The following is a 16,504-nucleotide window of genomic DNA, read 5'->3' as shown; positions in this document are numbered from 1 at the left end:
GGGCCGGCGGCATCTGTCAAGACGTCGCGGGCCACCGATCAGCACCGGGAGTCCCCCTTGACCGAACGCCACCTGCAACCGCTGCTGCACGACCTGGTCGGGGTGGTGCACGCCCCCACGAGCGCGCTGGGCGACGCGGCGGGTCAGATCCGGCCGAGCGGCGTCCAGGGCGTCTTCCACGCCGACGCCCGGGTGCTCTCCCGCGCCGAACTGCGCGTCGACGACCGGGAACCGGAGGCGCTGACCCGCGGGGCGGCCGGGACGCACGGCGCCCGCTTCGTCGGCCTGGCCCGCTGGCTCGGCGACCCCACCCCCGATCCGACGGTCCGGATCGACCGCACCCGGCAGGCCGGCCCGCACGGCCTCACCGAGGAGATCCAGCTCTCCTCCACCGCCTCCGCGCCGGTGCACGCCACGGTCAGCGTCGACCTCGGCTGCGATCTGGCCCCGATCGAGGTGGTCAAGTCCGGCGGCGGCGGCGCACCGCTGGCCGCGGAGGCCGGCGAGCCAGGCCAGGTGCGGTGGGCCGCCGAGGGCGTCGCGGTGACGGTGACCGCGCCGGCCGCCACCGTGGACGCCGCCGGCGACCGGGCCACCGCACCCCGGTTGAGCTGGCCGGTCACCCTCGCCCCCGGCGAGTCGGCGACGCTGCGCTGGCGGCTCGCCGTCACCGACCCGAAGGCCGTGGTGGCCGCCCCGCCGGCCGGTCCCGAGTGGTCCGTGCCGGAGGTACGCGCCGATGACCGCCGGCTGGTCCGGCTGCTCGACCGGGCCCTGGCCGACCTGCGCGGCCTGCGGCTGGTCGAGCCCGCGCACCCCGGGGACGTCTTCCTCGGCGCCGGGGTGCCCTGGTTCCTCACCCTCTTCGGCCGGGACAGCCTCTGGGCCGCCCGGATGATGCTGCCGCTCGGCACCGACCTGGCCGCCGGCACGCTCCGGGTCCTCGCCCGCCGGCAGGGCGCCCGGGTCGACCCGGCCACCGGCGAGGCGCCCGGCAAGATCCTGCACGAGCTGCGCGGGCACGAGTTCGCCCTGGCCGACGGAGGGCTGCGCCTGCCGCCCGCGTACTACGGCACGGTCGACGCCACCATGCTCTGGGTCGGGCTGCTGCACGACGCCTGGCGCTGGGGGCTCCCCGCCGAGCAGGTCGAGCCCCTGCTGCCACACCTGGAGGCCGCGCTCGGCTGGCTCGGCGAGCACGCCGACGCCGACGGCGACGGCTTCGTCGAGTACGTCGACACCACCGGCCACGGCCTGGCCAACCAGGGCTGGAAGGACTCCGGCGACGCGGTGCGCTTCCGGGACGGCCGGCTGGCCGACCCGCCCATCGTGCTGGCCGAGGTGCAGGGGTACGCGTACCAGGCGGCGGTGAACGGGGCGGACCTGCTCGACGCCTTCGGCCGGCCCGGCGGCGACCGCTGGCGCGGGTACGCCGACCGGCTCGCCCGACGGTTCCGCGAGGCGTTCTGGGTCGACGGCCGGTACGGCCCCCAGCCCGCCCTCGCGCTGGACCGGGACAAGCGCCCGGTCGACTCGCTGACCAGCAACATCGGCCACCTGCTCGGCACCGGGTTGCTGTCGGACGCCGAGTCGGCGCAGGTGGCGGCGCTGCTCTCCACCGAGGCCCTGGCCGGCGGCTTCGGGCTGCGCACCATGTCCACCGGGGACGCCGGGTTCAGCCCGCTGTCGTACCACTGCGGCTCGATCTGGGCGCACGACACCGCGATCGTGCTGGGCGGGCTGGCCCGGGCCGGGCACCGGGAGGCGGCGCTCCGCCTGGCCGAGGGCCTGCTCGGCGCCGCCGAGGCGTTCGACTACCGCCTCCCCGAACTGTACGGCGGGGACGACCGGACGGCCCTCGGCCGCCCCGTGCCGTACCCGGCGGCGTGCCACCCGCAGGCGTGGTCGGCGGCGGCCGCGGTGCTGCTGCTCCAGGCCGGTGTCGGCCTCTACCCCGACGTCCCGGGCGGGCGGGTGCGTCTGGACCCGCTGGCCGGCCCCGAGTTCGGCGCCCTCGCCGCCGACGGCCTCCGGATCGCCGGCGCCCCGGTGACGGTGACCGTCGACCACACCGGCCACCCCACCGTCCGCAACCTCCCCCCCAACCTCACCCCCACCCACCCCACCCACCCCACCCACGTCCCCACCCCCCGCCCCCCGACCGAAACCCGGTCGCCCGCATCGAGTTGATCAAGGGGTTTGCGTCGCCCGAAGGCCGGATCCTGACGCAAACCCCTTGATCGACGCGCGGGCGTGGAGGGCGGCCGGGGTTTGGGTGCGTTTCTTGTCGCTGGGGCGACAAGAAACGCACCCGAAGGGGTCAGGCGGGGGTGAGTTCGGCGATCAGTTCGTCGTCCTCCATGAGGCCGGTGGGGTGGAAGCCGAGGGAGCGGTAGAGGGCGGCGGCCGAAGTGTTGTCGGGGTGGTAGCTGAGGCGGATCGGCTCACCCGCCGTGGCCAGCCAGTCCACGAGGGTACGCACAGCGGCCCGGCCGACCCCCCGGTCCTGCTCGGCGGCGTCGATCAGCATGCCGCCGATCCACCGGGAGGCGTCGTCGTCCACCCCCCACATGACGTGCCCGACCACCGTGTCGTCCGCGTACACGGCGAGCGAGGTCCACACCTCGGACCGCATGGTCAGCAGCAGGTAGCGGGCGGCCAGGGCCGGCACCCAGGACCGCTGGTCGTCGCGGGGCGCGACGTCCGCCACGGCCCGCCAGTTGTCGTCGTCCACCGGCCGCAGCGTCACGTGGCGACCGGCGCGGTCGCGCATCCCGGAATCGATCATGAAGCTGAGCCTAGGCGCGTCCCGTCCGCCCGACGACCGGTTTCCGCCGTCAGCCCGCCGTGCGGGACGGTCAGTCCAGCAGGGGGTCCAGGCCGACGGTGAGGCCCGGCCGGTTGCGCACCGCGCGCACGGCGAGCAGCACGCCCGGCATGAACGACGCCCGGTCCAGCGAGTCGTGCCGGATGGTCAGCGTCTCACCGGTGGTGCCGAAAAGCACCTCCTGATGCGCGACCAGGCCGGCCGCGCGGACCGCGTGCACGCGGATCCCGTCGATCTCGGCGCCGCGCGCGCCGGGCACCTCGTCCTTGGTGGCGTCGGGAGCGGGGCCGAGACCGGCCTCGGCGCGGGCCTGCGCGATCAGCCGGGCCGTGTGCGTGGCGGTGCCGCTGGGGGCGTCCAGCTTGCGCGGGTGGTGCTGCTCGATGATCTCGACCGACTCGAAGTGCCGGGCCGCCTTCGCGGCGAACTGCATCATCAGTACCGCGCCGATGCCGAAGTTGGGGGCGATCACGACGCCCACCCCGGGCTTGCCCGCCAGCCAGCCGCGCACCCGCTCCAGGCGGTCGCCGGTGAAGCCGGTGGTGCCCACCACCGCGTTGACGCCCTGGTTGACGCACCAGTCCAGGTTGTCCATCACGACGTCGGGAGTGGTGAAGTCGACGACCACCTCGGCGCCGGCGTCGGCGACCGTGGACAGCGGGTCGCCCTGGTCGACCATCGCGACCAGGTCCAGGTCGGCGGCCGCGTCGACCGCCTTGCAGACCTCCATGCCCATCCGGCCGCGGGCGCCCAGCACGCCGACCCGGATCGGCTCGGCCGGGTTCTTCTCCAGCTCGTCAGTCACGGGGCACAACCTATCCCAATCGGGACGCCCCACCCCTCGGGACCTCCGGCCGTCCCACCCGACGAGCGTGACCGACCCAGGCTGCGGCAACCCGGGCTCTTACCCGGCCACGGAGACACCGCTCTGCCGCATCCCGAGCCGAGCGCCCGAGCGGGACGAGCGGGACGAGCCAGGCGCCCGACGAGGACCGGCCGGCGGTCAGGCGGTGAAGGCGGACTCGTCGAACGGGCCGACCACCGCGAGGGACATCGGTCGGCCGAGCAGGTCGGCGGCGAGCGCGTTCACCTCGTCCAGGGTGACCGCGTCGACCCGGGCGAGCAGCTCGTCCACCGGCATCAGGTTGCCGTAGAGCAGCTCACCCTTGGCCAGCCGGCTCATCCGGGAACCGGTGTCCTCCAGGCCGAGGACGAAGGAGCCCTTGCTCATCCCCTTGCCCCGGGCCAGTTCATCCGCGGTGATGCCGTCGGCGGCCACCCTGGCCAGCTCGGCCCGGGTCAGCGCCAGCACCTCGTCCACCTTGCCCGGGGCGCAGCCGGCGTAGACGGCGAACAGCCCGCTGTCGGCGTACTGGCTGGCGTACGAGTAGACCGAGTACGCCAGGCCCCGCTGCTCGCGGATCTCCTGGAACAGCCGGCTGGACATGCCGCCGCCGAGCACATTGTTGAGCACGCCGAGGGCGAAGCGCCGCTCGTCGAGGCGGTCGATGCCGGGGCAGCCGAGGATGACGTGCGCCTGCTCGGTCTCCTTCGGCTCGACCAGCGTGGTGGCCGGCTTGGTGCGTACCGTCGGGGTGGCCGGCCGGTGGGCGGCCGGCGCCGCCGGGTCGGTGTCCAGCGGGGTGCCGCGCAGCGCCTGCCGGACCAGCTTGACCACGGCGGCGTGGTCGAGGTTCCCGGCGGCGGCGACGACGATCTGCGGGGCGGTGTAGCGGCGACGGTAGAAGCCCTGGATCTGCCGCCGGGTCATCGGGGTGACCGTCTCCTCGGTGCCGGAGATCAGCCGGCCGAGGGGGTGGTCGCCGTAGACGGCGGTGGCGAACAGGTCGTGCACCTCGTCGCCGGGCTCGTCGTCGTGCATGGCGATCTCTTCGAGGATGACCCCGCGCTCGGTTTCCACGTCGGCGGCGGCCAGCACCGAGTCGGCGACCAGGTCGCACATGACGTCGATGGCCAGCGGCAGGTCCTCGTCCAGCACCCGGGCGTAGTAGCAGGTGTATTCCTTGGTGGTGAAGGCGTTGGTCTCGCCGCCCACCGCCTCGATCTCGGAGGAGATCTCCAGTGCGCTGCGCTTGTTGGTGCCCTTGAACAGCAGGTGCTCCAGGAAGTGCGCCGCGCCGGCCTGGGGCCCGGTCTCGTCGCGGGAGCCGACGGCGACCCAGATGCCGAACGAGACGCTGCGCATCGCCGGGATCGCCTCGGTCAGCACGCGCAGCCCGCTCGGCAGCACGGTACGGCGGACGGTGCCGCCCAGCGGGTCCTCGCTGAGGGTGCGGGTGACCGCCCGCGCCGCCCCGCCCGCGGGCCGGGTGGTCGCGCTCGCGTGCCGGGCGGCACCGGACGGCGTCACCCCCCGTCGACCCGCAGGGAAAGACGAACGCCCGGTCCGGCTCACGAAAACCTGCTCTCCGTACGACGAGGGGTGGGTGGGGATGTGCGACGGCTCCAGCCCGCGCACGCGACCTGGAGCCGTGGACCGGCCCGGGGACGCCGTCGGCGTCACCCGGGCCGGTCGGTGGATCAGCTGTGCCGGGTCCGGCGACGCGGGCGGGACTCGCCGCCGCCCTCGCCACCCTCGCGCGGACCGCGGTCGCCGCCGCGCTCGCGGTCGCCCCGGTCGCGCGGGCCGCGGTCGCCGCGGTCCCGGCCGGCCGGACGCTCGCCACCGGCGGCCTCACCGGCGGCCGGCGCCTCGGCGCCCTCCGGGCGGACCTTGTCCAGGTAGATCTTGCCGCGCTGGTCGATGTCGGCGATCTCCACCTCGACCTTGTCGCCGACGTTGAGGAAGTCCTCGACCTTCTCGACCCGCTTGCCGTCGCCCACCTTGGAGATGTGCAGCAGGCCGTCACGGCCCGGCAGCAGCGAGACGAAGGCGCCGAACGCGGCGGTCTTCACCACGGTGCCGAGGAACCGGTCGCCCACCTTCGGCAGGGTCGGGTTGGCGATCGCGTTGATCCGCTCGACCGCGGCCTGGGCCGACGGGCCGTTGGTCGCGCCGACGTAGATGGTGCCGTCGTCCTCGATGGAGATCTCGGCGCCGGTCTCGTCCTGGATGGCGTTGATGGTCTGCCCCTTCGGGCCGATCACCATGCCGATCTTGTCGACCGGGATCTTGACGGTGGTGACCCGCGGGGCGTAGTCGCTCATCGCGGCCGGGCCCTCGATCGCGGACTGCATCACGTCGAGGATGGTCTGCCGGGCCTCGTGCGCCTGCTGGAGCGCGCCGGCCAGCACGTCCGACGGGATGCCGTCGAGCTTGGTGTCGAGCTGGAGCGCGGTGACGAAGTCCCGGGTGCCGGCGACCTTGAAGTCCATGTCACCGAACGCGTCCTCGGCGCCGAGGATGTCGGTCAGCGTCACGTACCGGGTCTTGCCCTCGACCTCGTCGGAGATGAGGCCCATGGCGATGCCGGCGACCGGCGCCTTCAGCGGCACACCGGCCGACAGCAGGCCCAGCGTGGAGGCGCAGACCGAACCCATCGAGGTGGAGCCGTTGGAGCCGAGCGCCTCGGAGACCTGGCGGATGGCGTACGGGAACTCCTCGCGCGACGGCAGCACCGGGATCAGCGCCCGCTCGGCGAGCGCGCCGTGGCCGATCTCGCGCCGCTTCGGCGAGCCGACCCGGCCGGTCTCACCGGTCGAGTACGGCGGGAAGTTGTAGTTGTGCATGTAGCGCTTGGACTTCTCCGGGGAGAGGGTGTCCAGCGACTGCTCCATGCGCAGCATGTTCAGCGTGGTGACGCCCAGGATCTGGGTCTCGCCCCGCTCGAACAGCGCCGAGCCGTGCACCCGCGGCAGCACGCCGACCTCGGCGGTCAGCGGGCGGATGTCGCGCGGGCCGCGGCCGTCGATGCGGACCTGCTCGCGCAGCACCCGGCTGCGGACCTCGGACTTGGTCAGCGAGCGGAACGCCGCGGAGAGCTCCTTCTCCCGGCCCTCGAAGCGCGGGCCGAGCTCCTCGGCGACCTTGGCCTTGACCCGGTCCAGGGCCTCCTCGCGGTCGTGCTTGCCGGCGATCTTGAGGGCCTCGGCGACCTCGGCGCGGGCCAGCTCGGCCACGGCGTCGTACGCGTCGTCCTGGTAGTCCAGGAAGACCGGGAACTCGGCGACCGGCTTGGCGGCCACCTCGGCCAGCTCGCTCTGCGCCCGGCACAGCTCGCGGATGGCCGGCTTGGCGGCCTCCAGGCCGCTGGCGACGACCTCCTCGGTCGGCGCGGGCGCGCCGCCGGCCACCAGCGCCACGGTGTGCTCGGTGGCCTCGGCCTCGACCATCATGATCGCGACGTCGCCGTCCGGCAGGGTCCGGCCGGCCACCACCATGTCGAAGGTGGCCCGGGCCAGCTCCTCGTGGGTCGGGAAGGCGATCCACTGGCCGTCGACGTGCGCCATCCGGGTGGCCCCGATCGGGCCGGAGAACGGCAGGCCGGAGAGCTTGGTGGACATCGAGGCGGCGTTGATCGCCACCACGTCGTACGGGTGCTGCGGGTCGAGCGCCAGCACGGTCTCGACGACCTGGACCTCGTTGCGCAGGCCCTTGACGAAGGACGGGCGCAGCGGCCGGTCGATCAGCCGGCAGGTGAGGATGGCGTCCTCGCTGGGCCGGCCCTCGCGGCGGAAGAACGAGCCGGGGATCCGGCCCGCGGCGTACATCCGCTCCTCGACGTCGACGGTGAGCGGGAAGAAGTCGAACTGCTCCCGCGGCTGCTTGCCGGCCGTGGTCGCGGAGAGGACGACCGTCTCGCCCAGCTGGGCGATGACGGAGCCGGCGGCCTGGCGGGCCAGCCGGCCGGTGGAGAAGGTGATCTCGCGGGTGCCGAACGACCCGTTGTCGATCACGGCGGTGCGGGATTCGGTGCCGAGGTTGGTCTCGGTCATGTGCTGTGGTGCTCCTTCGCGTCGTCGGCCGACGACACGGGGAACTGCTCAGGCGGCCGGTCTTCGATCGAAGCGCCCGGGTGGCCGGCATGATGCCGGGAGTCCCGGGGGCCACTACCGGAGACCGGTGCTGACCGGCTCCCTCTCGGGTTGTCGCGCGGCCGGGTTCTTCGGTGGTACTGGAACGGGGGAGCGGCCGAGCGGCCACTCCCCCGTCACGTCATCGGCGCAGGCCGAGCCGCTCGATGAGCGACCGGTAGCGGTTGATGTCCTTCTTCTGGACGTAGTTGAGCAGCCGACGGCGACGGCCGACCAGCAGCAGCCCGCGGCGGCTGTGGTGGTCGTGCTTGTGCACCTTCAGGTGCTCGGTGAGCTCGGCGATCCGCTTGGTGAGGACCGCGACCTGCACCTCCGGCGAACCGGTGTCGCCCTCGGCGGTCGCGTACTCCGCGCGGATCTTGGCCTTGGCTTCCTGGTCGAGCGCCATGTTCTCCCTGTTTCGTGGAACGTTGGATGGGGGCCGTCGGAGCGGTCGGAGCGACCGGGGGACGGACTGGTTCCTCGCACCCGCGGCGTCGTGCAGGCACGCGAGGCCCCGCGTCGGTCAGCCGACGTCCCTGCCAGACTACCAGCCCGGTCGGCCACCGCCCGGTGAAGGGCCGCGCCACGCCCCCGGAGGACCTCAGCCCAGCGCCCGGCGGGTCCGCTCGACGTCCTCGGCGATCTGGGCCACCAACGGTTCGATCGAGTCGTACGTCCGTTGTTCCCGCAGGTGCGCCACGAAGTCCAGGGCCAGCCGCTCGCCGTACAGGTCGCCGGTGAAGTCCAGCGCGTACGCCTCCACCCGGCGCTCCCGGCCGGAGAAGGTCGGGTTGGTGCCGATCGAGACGGCCGCGGCGAGCGGCTCGGCGCCCCGGCGGACCAGCCGGGCGGCGTAGACCCCGTCGGCCGGGACCGCCGCGTACCGGTGGCAGAGCAGGTTGGCGGTCGGGTAACCCAGCTCACGTCCGCGCTGGTCACCGCGGACCACCACGCCCTCCACCCGGTGCGGGCGGCCGAGCGCGGCGGCCGCCGCGGTCACGTCGCCGGCGTCGACGCAGGAGCGGATGTACGTCGAGGAGAAGACCGTCCCGGCCTCGGCGACCAGCGGCGCGCCCTGCACCGCGAAGCCGAAGGTGCGGCCGAGCCGCTCCAGCAGGGCCACGTCCCCGGCCGCCTTGTGCCCGAACCGGAAGTTGGCGCCGACCACCACCAGCGTGGCGTGCAGGTGCTCGACCAGGATGTCGTGCACGAACGCCTCGGCGGGCAGCCGGGAGAACTCCGGGGTGAACGGCACCACGCAGAGCACGTCCACGCCGAGCGCCTCGATCAGCTCCGCCTTGCGGGCCGGCTCGGTGAGCACCGCCGGGTGCGAGCCGGGCCGGACCACCTCGGCCGGGTGCGGGTCGAAGGTGACCACCACCGATTTGACCCCCAGCTCCCGGGCGCGCGCCACCGCGTGCCCGATGGTGGCCTGGTGCCCCTTGTGCACCCCGTCGAAGACGCCGATGGTGACCACCGAGCGGCCCCAGCCGCCCGGTGCCGCCTCGTACCCCCGCCACCGCTGCATTCCCAGCTCCTCCCCTGGTCGCCAAACGCTGTGCGCCACCGCCGTCAGGCCGGGGCCAGCACGATCTCCGCCCGGGCCCGCCCGTCCCGCTCGCTGACGATAGCGATCAGCCCGCCGCCGGGGCCGAAGACCGCGTACGGCCCGGTGATGCCGGCCGGGTCCAGCGGACCGCCGTGGGAGAGGACCTTCGCCTCGTCCGGCGTGGCGTCCCGGCGCGGGAAGAACCGGTCGGCGGCGGCGTCCAGCGGCAGGCTGACCACGTCGGGCGCGCGCTGCTCCAGCTCGTCGAGGGTGGCGGCCTCGGCCAGCCGGAAGCCGCCGACCGCGGTGCGGCGCAGCGCGGTCAGGTGGCCGCCGACCCCGAGCGCCAGGCCCGCGTCCCGGGCGATGGCCCGGATGTACGTCCCGGACGAGCAGGTCACGTCCACGTCCACGTCCACCACGTCCGGGGTGTCCCGGCGGACGGCCAGCACGTCCAGCCGGGAGACGGTGACCCGGCGGGCGGGCAGCTCGACGCTCTCCCCCTCGCGGACCCGCTTGTACGCCCGCACCCCGTTGATCTTGATGGCGCTCACCGCGCTCGGCACCTGGTCGATCTCGCCGGTGAGCCCGGCGAGCGCGGCCCGGACCGCCTCGTCGGTGACACCGACGGTGGATGCGGTGGCGATCACGTCGCCCTCGGCGTCGTCGGTGACCGTGGCCTGGCCGAGCCGGATCGTCGCGGTGTAGCTCTTGCCCGCGCCGATCACGTAGGTGAGCAGCCGGGTCGCCCGGCCCACCCCGATCACCAGCACCCCGGTGGCCATCGGGTCCAGCGTGCCCCCGTGCCCCACTCGCCGGGTACGCGCCAGCCGCCGGATCCGCGCCACCACGTCGTGCGAGGTCATGCCGGCGGGCTTGTCGACCACGATCAGACCGTCTGTGCTCACGACCGCCAAGCCTGCCAGACCCCGGCCGCCGCCCGGCCGCGACCTCCCCGCGGCCCGCGCCGCTCAGCGGACCGCGCCGCTCAGCGGACCGCGCCGCTCAGCGGACCGCGCCGCTCAGCGGACCGCGCCGCTCAGCGGACCGCGCCGACCACCGCCCAGCCGCCCGAGCGCAGCCGCAGCAGCAGCGCGACCAGCCGGAGCACCACGAACAGGGTCAGCCCGGCCCAGATCCCGCCGAGGCCGAGGTCGAACGCGTACGCCAGCCAGATGGCCGGCAGGAATCCGCCCAGCGCCGCCACGATGGTGAGGTTGCGCAGGTAGCGGACGTCCCCCGCGCCGATCAGCACCCCGTCGAGCGCGAACACCACGCCGCCGATCGGCTGGAGCGCGACGAACCAGGGCCAGGCGATCAGCGCCTGCTCGCGTACCTGCGGGTCGGAGCTGAACCAGGACGGCACCAGGCCGGCGCCGGCGGCGATCAGCACCGCGAAGGCCACACCGCACAGGCCGCCGAGCAGGGCGATCCGGCGGGCGAGGAACCGGGCGCCGGCCGCGTCGCCCGCGCCGAGCGCGGCGCCGATCAGCGCCTGCGCGGCGATCGCGAGGGCGTCCAGCACCAGGGCGGTGAAGAACCACAGCTGTACGGCGATCTGGTGGGCGCCGACCGCGGCGGCGCCGAACCGGGCCGCGACGGCGGTGGCGGAGAGGAAGCTCGCCTGGAAGGCGACGCCCCGGACGAGCAGGTCCCGACTGAGCACGAGCTGCTGGCGGATCATCCGGGGGCGGGGCCGCAGGGACACCCGCTCGCGCACCAGCGCCGCCGCGAAGAGGCCGCCGGAGAGGGTCTGCGCGACGGCGTTCGCCACCGCCGAGCCGGTCAGCCCGAGCCCGGCCGGATAGACCAGCAGCGGGCAGAGCAGCGCGGAGAGCAGGTTGGGCGCGAGCACGAAGAGCAGCGGGCGGCGGGTGTCCTGGATGCCGCGCAGCCAGCCGTTGCCGGCGGCGGCGAGCAGCAGGCCGGGCGCGCCGAGCGCCGCGATCCGCAGCCACGCCGCGGCCGCGTCGGCCACCGCGCCGGGGCCGCCGACGAGGGTACGCGCCAGCCAGCCGCCGCCGACCCCGATGGCGAGCGCCACCAGCACGCCGACGCTCACCGCCAGCCAGGACGCCTGCACGCCCTCGGCCACCGCGGCGGCCCGGTCCCCGGAGCCGAACCGGCGGGCCGACCGCCCCGTGGTGCCGTACGCGACGACGGTGCCGAGCCAGGCGGTCAGCGTCATCACCGTGCCGCCGACGGCGAGCGCGGCGAGCGGGACGCGGCCCAGGTGCCCGACGACCGCGGTGTCGACCAGCACGTAGAGCGGCTCGGCGGCGAGCACCACCAGGGCGGGCAGGGCGAGCGCGGCGATCCGGCGGGGTCCGGCGGCGGTGGGGGCGGCGGTGGCGGTCTGGCTCATCGACGCCGATCCTGGCACGCGTTCGGTAAGGGACGCAAGCACCTGCGTCACTTACGCAGCCGTACCGGGCCGGGGCGGCGTCCCGACGTCGTACGGTGAGGGCCATGAGGGCCAACGGCGACCCGATCGTCGGCGGCGCCAGCCCCGCCTGGTGGCGCCGGGTCTTCGGCGAACTGCTCGGCACGTTCTTCCTGGTGCTGGTCTCGGTCGGCCCCGGGGTGGTCAACCAGCGGATCGACGCCGAGGCGGTGAGCCGGACGGCCGCCGTGGTCGCCCCGGGGCTGATGGTCGCGTCGATCATCCTGTTCATGGGGGCCGTCTCCGGCGCCCACCTGAACCCGTCGGTCACCCTCGCCTTCGCGCTGCGCCGGGACTTCCCCTGGCGGCGGGTGCCCGGCTACCTGATCGCCCAGTTCACCGGGGCGGTGGCCGCGGCCAGCCTGTTGGCCGGGACGCTCGGCGGGCACGGCACCGCCGGCCTGACCCTGCCCGGCCCCGGCGTCGACGCCCCGCTCGCCCTGCTCTGGGAACTGGTCCTGACCGTCGGGCTGATCAGCACCATCCTCGGCACCGCCTCGGGCTCGCAGAACGTGGGGCCGCTCGCCGCCGTCGCGGTCGGCGGCTACCTGGCGCTCGCCGGGCTCTGGGCCTCACCGCTGACCGGGGCGTCGATGAACATCGTCCGCTCGCTCGGCCCGGCCCTGGTGTACGGGCAGCCCCGCGCCTGGTGGGCGTACCTGCTCGGCCCGCTCCTCGCCGTCCCGGTGGCGGTCGGCTTGGCCGCCCTCCTCCGTGGCCCCGGCGGCGGCCGCATCAGCCGCCGGGTGGCCCAGGGCACGGTCCGCCACTGACCCCCCACCCCACCCCCGCTCGCCGCCGTCGATCATGAAGTTAACGGCGGTGTCGATCTCCGAAACTGCCGCAAACCTCATGATCAACACCAGGGCGGGGGTGGGGGTGGGGGTGGTCAGGGCGGCGGGGTGGGGAGGGTGGCCAGGAAGCGGCGGGTGTCGGCGGGCGTGCGGAGGCGGACCACCGGGAGGTCGGGCGCGATCGTGGCGGCCGCGGTCAGCACCCGGGGCCGGGAGCGGCGGGGATAGCTCCAGAGGTAGCGGAGGAACTGGAGGTCGAGCTGCTCGGGGCAGCCCGGCGGGAGGTCCGGCCGGGGCGTGGCGCGGCCGGCCCAGCGGCGGCGGAGCACCCGGGCCAGGCAGCGCAGCCGGGGCGGGTCACAGAGGATCAGCAGGTCGGCCCGGGGCAGGCGCAGATCGAGGGTGCTGGCGTAGTTGCCGTCCATCACCCAGGCCGGGCGAGCGGCGAGCGCGGTCACCTCGGCGCGGAAGTCGGCCTCGGCGGGGGCGGTCCAGCCCGGGCGCCAGTAGTGCCGGTCGAGGTGGATCAGGGGAAGGTCGAGCCGTCGGGCGAGCTCACGAGCGAGGGTGCTCTTGCCGGCACCCGAGCTGCCGACGACCAGGATGCGGCGCACCGGGCGACGGTAACGCCGGGGACGTCCTACGGGAAGGTGGGCGACCGGTGCGGCGGTGACGTCGGTGCGGCCCGCGTCACCGCCGCGCGGTCGGCTGCGACGACTTCAGCTCGGCGCGCCTGGTGCCGCGCGGCGACCTGAAGCCCGTCGTCACTGACGGGTGTCCATCGACGTCTGCAGCGCGCGGCGCATCTGCTCGCGCGCCTCGTCGGTGGTGGTGTCGGTCTGCGGCTTGTGCTTGGTCGCCATCGGAGTTCCCTTCCAGGGTGCGCGGACCACCGGCACGGTGGCCCTCACGGGCGTGTGGAGGACGCCCGGCAGCGGTCCGGGATCACCGGAGCGGCTCGCCTGGCAGCGTGAGCCCGGGTCGGTCCGACCCTGGAGGGAGGCGGCACCGGGTGTGGCGCCACCGCCCGTGACCAGCGCCGGAGAGCGCCGGTCACGCACCCAAGTTAACGTTCATTTTCCACCTGGTGCCCACTGTTCCCGCCATCCGGACACGCGGCGGTGACGGGTCACCGGGCCAGGAAGTGCCAGCCCAGCCACCACCAGAAGCCGAACAGACCGATCCGGCCCACCGGCACCGGACCGACCTCGTAGCGCATCACGAAGGCGCAGACCTCGGCGAGGGACGGGATCCGCGACCCCTCCCGCCGGGCGGCCCACTCCACGGCCGCGAAGAGCAGCAGCGCGGTCAGGAATCCACCGATCGCCAGGGCGCGCATCATCGGCGGGCCAGTCCCCAGAACGCGGACAGCCAGCCGAACCAGGCCGCCGAGCGGACCAGGTGGTCCTCCAGCAGCGGGTCGGCCAGCCGGGAGAAGGTGGGGAACTCGTCCCCCACCGCCAACACGAAGGTCACCCCCTCGAACACCCCGAAGACGGTGACCGGCAACAGCCACCAGACCGCGCCCCGGGGCAGCCGGCGGGGGGCGGCCCGGCGGGGCACCCGGTTGCTGAGGCCGATCCAGATCAGCGCGCCACCGGTGCCGAGCGTGTAGAGGTTGGCCTGCGCGGAGAAGGACGGGAGCTGGCCACCCACCAGGGAGAGGCAGACCAGCACCGGCACGGAGACGATCGGACGGTCCCAGGCTCGGGGCGCCTCGACGGTGAGCTCTCGGGGGTGATCCATCTCCCGATTGTCCTCAGCGTCACGGAACGCGGGAAGAGCGGCACGCCCCGGAGTAATCCCTGATCTCAGCCGGTCAGCAGGGCCCCGCCCAGTTCGGCGCGGATCCGGTCCACCACCTCGTCGACGCTGCCCCGCCCGGTGAACCCGGCCGCGAACCGGTGGCCACCGCCGCCGAGCGCCACCGCCACCGCGCTGACGTCCACCGCGCCCTTGCTGCGCAGCGAGACCGCCCACTCGGCGTCAGCCACCTGCTTCACCACGCAGCTCACGTCGGCCTCGGCCGTGCAGCGAACGGAGTCGATCAGCGCCTCCAGGACGTACGCGGGCTGGTCGTGCCGGGCCAGGTCCTCCCGGGTGGCGTACGTCCAGACCAGCCCGCGCCCGGCGGCGGCCGCCCGCTCCAGCCGGGCGCGGACCAGCACCTCGCCGAAGAGCCGGACCGCGCCGAACGGCCGGGTGTCGAAGATCAGCCGCGAGATGTCCCCGGGGCGGATGCCGGTCGCCAGCAGCCGCGCCGCCATCTCGTGCACCGCGGGGGTGGTGGCCTCGAAGCGGAACGAGCCGGTGTCGGTGCTCAGCGCCACGTAGAGGCAGGCCGCGATCTCCGCGTCCAGCGGCACCCCGAGCCGGTCCAGCAGCCCTTCGGCGACCACCGAGGTGGCCGCCGCGTGCGGGTCGACCAGGTGGATGCCGCCGAACCGGGTGTTGGAGGCGTGATGGTCCAGCACCAGCGCCGCCCCGGCCTTGTCCAGCCGGTCGACCAGGTCACCCAGCCGCGACTCGCTCGCCGCGTCGAAGCAGATCACCAGATCCGGATCCAGGTACGCCTCGTCCTGCGGAACCAGCAGCTCCAACCCGGGCAGCCAGCGGAACGGCTCGGGCACCCCGGGCGGCCCGGGGAAGGTCGCCTGGAGATTCCGTACGCCGAACCGGCGCAGGCCCAGCCCGAAGCCGAGCATGCTGCCCAGCGCGTCGCCGTCCGGGTTGACGTGGCAGATCAGCAGCACTCGGGCGGCGGCGGGGAGCGCGCGTACCGCCGCGACGGCGGCCGCCCAGTCGGCGTCGGTGGGGCCGGCGCCGGCCGGCGCGCCGCCCTCGGCGGGAGCGGTCACCGGCCGACGCCGCCGCGCGGCTCGTCGTCGCCCTCGGCACCCTCGCCCTCGGCACCGTCGCCCTCGGCACCCTCGCCCTCGGCACCGTCGCCCTCGGCACCGTCGCCCTCGGCACCGTCGCCGGCGTCCTCGGCGTCCTCAACGTCCAGCCGGTACGGCTGGGCCTCGCCGGCGTACTGCGCGCCGGCGGCCAGCCGCTGCACCTCGGCGTCGGCGGTCCGGGCCGCGGCGAGCAGGTCGTCGATGTGCTTGACCTGGTCCTGCACGTCGTCGAGGACGAAGGTCAGGGTCGGCGAGTGGCGCAGCCCGAGCGCCTTGCCGACGGTGCTGCGCAGCATGCCCTTGGCGCTCTCCAGGGCGGCGGCCGTGCTGGCCTGGGCCGCCGCGTCGCCGAGCACGGTGTAGAAGACGGTGGCGTCGCGCAGGTCGGCGGTGATCCGGGCGTCAGTGATGGTGATCATCCCGAGCCGGGGGTCCTTGATCTGGCTCCGCACCACCGACGCGACCAGCTCACGGATGCGCTCCGCGTGCCGGCGTACCTTGGCCGGATCCGTCATGTCCCCCACCTCCAGGATCACCCTGCTACCCACGACGGCCGGGCACGACGGCGCGGGCGCCGCCGGGTCCGACCGCCCAACATCTCGAACACTACCCGCGCCGCCCCGCCACCCGCGCAGGGCCGCCGGGTGTAAGGAAGGGCCCCCTGTTAACGCCTCATGCGGGTAAAGGGCCCCTTCCTAACCGCTTGGGCGGCGCGGCTCAGTCCTCCGCGCCGTAGAGGCGGCGGCGGACGGAGAGCAGCTCGGTCTCCGGGCGGGCGGCGACCAGCCGCTCGCACGAGTCGAGCACCTCGCGGACGTGCGCCGCCTCGGCGGCCACCACGGCCACCCCGATCTGGGCCCGGCCGTGCAGGTCGAGCGCCCCGACCTCGGCGGCGGACACCTCGAACCGGCGCAACGCGGCGACGATCGGCCGGACGTACGACCGCTTGGCCTTCAGGGACCGGGAGTCCCCCGGCAGCAACAGGTCGAAGTGCGCGGTTCCCGTGTACACGGC

At 74.6% G+C, this 16,504-nt stretch carries 15 protein-coding genes and 1 pseudogene; 2 read left to right on the top strand and 14 right to left on the bottom strand.

The features are described from left to right. The first annotated feature begins 57 nt into the window (after positions 1 to 57). The gene (locus tag EFE23_RS02065; RefSeq protein WP_123239145.1) at positions 58 to 2,190 is read left to right on the top strand and encodes an amylo-alpha-1,6-glucosidase; all 2,133 of its coding nucleotides are present in this window, start codon (positions 58 to 60) and stop codon (positions 2,188 to 2,190) included. A gap of 130 nt (positions 2,191 to 2,320) precedes the next feature. On the opposite strand, the gene EFE23_RS02060 is transcribed toward EFE23_RS02065, so the two are convergent. The 8 genes from EFE23_RS02060 to EFE23_RS02025 all read right to left on the bottom strand — a co-directional run bounded on the left by EFE23_RS02060 (position 2,321) and on the right by EFE23_RS02025 (position 11,718). After that, positions 2,321 to 2,788, bottom strand: a complete 468-nt coding sequence (locus tag EFE23_RS02060) for a GNAT family N-acetyltransferase (RefSeq protein WP_123239144.1) — start codon at positions 2,786 to 2,788, stop codon at positions 2,321 to 2,323. 70 nt (positions 2,789 to 2,858) lie between these two features. After that, a complete protein-coding gene (gene dapB, locus EFE23_RS02055; RefSeq protein WP_123239143.1) occupies positions 2,859 to 3,632 on the bottom strand; it encodes a 4-hydroxy-tetrahydrodipicolinate reductase in 774 nt (257 codons plus the stop codon). A 198-nt stretch (positions 3,633 to 3,830) separates the two neighbouring features. Then, positions 3,831 to 5,198: a M16 family metallopeptidase gene (locus EFE23_RS02050; RefSeq protein WP_123239142.1), complete on the bottom strand. Its 1,368-nt coding sequence runs from the start codon at positions 5,196 to 5,198 to the stop codon at positions 3,831 to 3,833. A 170-nt stretch (positions 5,199 to 5,368) separates the two neighbouring features. After that, complete coding sequence (locus EFE23_RS02045; protein ID WP_123239141.1) at positions 5,369 to 7,723, bottom strand: polyribonucleotide nucleotidyltransferase; 2,355 nt, start codon at positions 7,721 to 7,723, stop codon at positions 5,369 to 5,371. Positions 7,724 to 7,943: 220 nt separating this feature from the next. Next, positions 7,944 to 8,210: a 30S ribosomal protein S15 gene (gene rpsO, locus EFE23_RS02040; protein WP_123239140.1), complete on the bottom strand. Its 267-nt coding sequence runs from the start codon at positions 8,208 to 8,210 to the stop codon at positions 7,944 to 7,946. A gap of 195 nt (positions 8,211 to 8,405) precedes the next feature. Then, positions 8,406 to 9,332, bottom strand: coding sequence for a bifunctional riboflavin kinase/FAD synthetase (locus EFE23_RS02035; RefSeq protein WP_123239139.1), 927 nt, complete (start codon positions 9,330 to 9,332; stop codon positions 8,406 to 8,408). Positions 9,333 to 9,376: 44 nt separating this feature from the next. Continuing rightward, positions 9,377 to 10,261 carry a tRNA pseudouridine(55) synthase TruB gene (gene truB / locus EFE23_RS02030; RefSeq protein ID WP_123239178.1) on the bottom strand — a complete coding sequence of 295 codons (885 nt, stop codon included), beginning with the start codon at positions 10,259 to 10,261 and terminating at the stop codon, positions 9,377 to 9,379. 131 nt (positions 10,262 to 10,392) lie between these two features. Then, positions 10,393 to 11,718, bottom strand: coding sequence for an MATE family efflux transporter (locus EFE23_RS02025; protein ID WP_123239138.1), 1,326 nt, complete (start codon positions 11,716 to 11,718; stop codon positions 10,393 to 10,395). 104 nt (positions 11,719 to 11,822) lie between these two features. On the opposite strand from EFE23_RS02025, the gene EFE23_RS02020 reads away from it, so the two are divergent. Further along, complete coding sequence (locus tag EFE23_RS02020) at positions 11,823 to 12,569, top strand: MIP/aquaporin family protein (protein WP_123239137.1); 747 nt, start codon at positions 11,823 to 11,825, stop codon at positions 12,567 to 12,569. Between the two features lie 116 nt (positions 12,570 to 12,685). Here the strand turns inward: EFE23_RS02020 and EFE23_RS02015 are convergent, their stop codons facing one another. From EFE23_RS02015 to EFE23_RS01990, 6 genes and pseudogenes are all read right to left on the bottom strand, one after another. Further along, a complete protein-coding gene (locus EFE23_RS02015; protein WP_123239136.1) occupies positions 12,686 to 13,204 on the bottom strand; it encodes a P-loop NTPase family protein in 519 nt (172 codons plus the stop codon). Positions 13,205 to 13,719: 515 nt separating this feature from the next. Next, complete coding sequence (locus EFE23_RS02010) at positions 13,720 to 13,929, bottom strand: DUF6186 family protein (protein ID WP_199736891.1); 210 nt, start codon at positions 13,927 to 13,929, stop codon at positions 13,720 to 13,722. Beyond that, positions 13,929 to 14,336 (bottom strand): hypothetical protein, encoded by a 408-nt coding sequence (locus EFE23_RS02005; RefSeq protein ID WP_123239134.1) that lies wholly within the window; start codon positions 14,334 to 14,336, stop codon positions 13,929 to 13,931. The genes EFE23_RS02010 and EFE23_RS02005 overlap by 1 nt, the downstream gene beginning before the upstream one ends. A 65-nt stretch (positions 14,337 to 14,401) precedes the next feature. Then, positions 14,402 to 15,448, bottom strand: coding sequence for a DHH family phosphoesterase (locus EFE23_RS02000; protein ID WP_123239133.1), 1,047 nt, complete (start codon positions 15,446 to 15,448; stop codon positions 14,402 to 14,404). A 92-nt stretch (positions 15,449 to 15,540) separates the two neighbouring features. Next, a pseudogene (gene rbfA, locus EFE23_RS01995) lies at positions 15,541 to 16,005 on the bottom strand (30S ribosome-binding factor RbfA); the annotation flags it as partial. Between the two features lie 202 nt (positions 16,006 to 16,207). Then, positions 16,208 to 16,501, bottom strand: a complete 294-nt coding sequence (locus EFE23_RS01990) for a DUF503 domain-containing protein (protein WP_123239131.1) — start codon at positions 16,499 to 16,501, stop codon at positions 16,208 to 16,210. Between the last annotated feature and the right edge of the window lie 3 nt (positions 16,502 to 16,504).

The sequence above is a fragment of the Micromonospora solifontis genome (assembly GCF_003725545.1).
GTDB lineage: Bacteria > Actinomycetota > Actinomycetes > Mycobacteriales > Micromonosporaceae > Micromonospora > Micromonospora solifontis.
Note: the sequence above shows the minus strand (reverse complement) of the source record. Positions and strands in the feature narration are given on the sequence as shown.

Excerpts from the sequence above, each read along its gene's own strand:
- EFE23_RS02060 (WP_123239144.1), bottom strand. The coding sequence starts at position 2,788 with ATGATCGATTCCGGGATGCGCGACCGCGCCGGTCGCCACGTGACGCTG.
- EFE23_RS02045 (WP_123239141.1), bottom strand. The coding sequence starts at position 7,723 with ATGACCGAGACCAACCTCGGCACCGAATCCCGCACCGCCGTGATCGAC.
- rpsO (WP_123239140.1), bottom strand. The coding sequence starts at position 8,210 with ATGGCGCTCGACCAGGAAGCCAAGGCCAAGATCCGCGCGGAGTACGCG.
- EFE23_RS02035 (WP_123239139.1), bottom strand. The coding sequence starts at position 9,332 with ATGCAGCGGTGGCGGGGGTACGAGGCGGCACCGGGCGGCTGGGGCCGC.
- EFE23_RS02025 (WP_123239138.1), bottom strand. The coding sequence starts at position 11,718 with ATGAGCCAGACCGCCACCGCCGCCCCCACCGCCGCCGGACCCCGCCGG.
- EFE23_RS02020 (WP_123239137.1), top strand. The coding sequence starts at position 11,823 with ATGAGGGCCAACGGCGACCCGATCGTCGGCGGCGCCAGCCCCGCCTGG.
- EFE23_RS02010 (WP_199736891.1), bottom strand. The coding sequence starts at position 13,929 with ATGCGCGCCCTGGCGATCGGTGGATTCCTGACCGCGCTGCTGCTCTTC.
- EFE23_RS02005 (WP_123239134.1), bottom strand. The coding sequence starts at position 14,336 with ATGGATCACCCCCGAGAGCTCACCGTCGAGGCGCCCCGAGCCTGGGAC.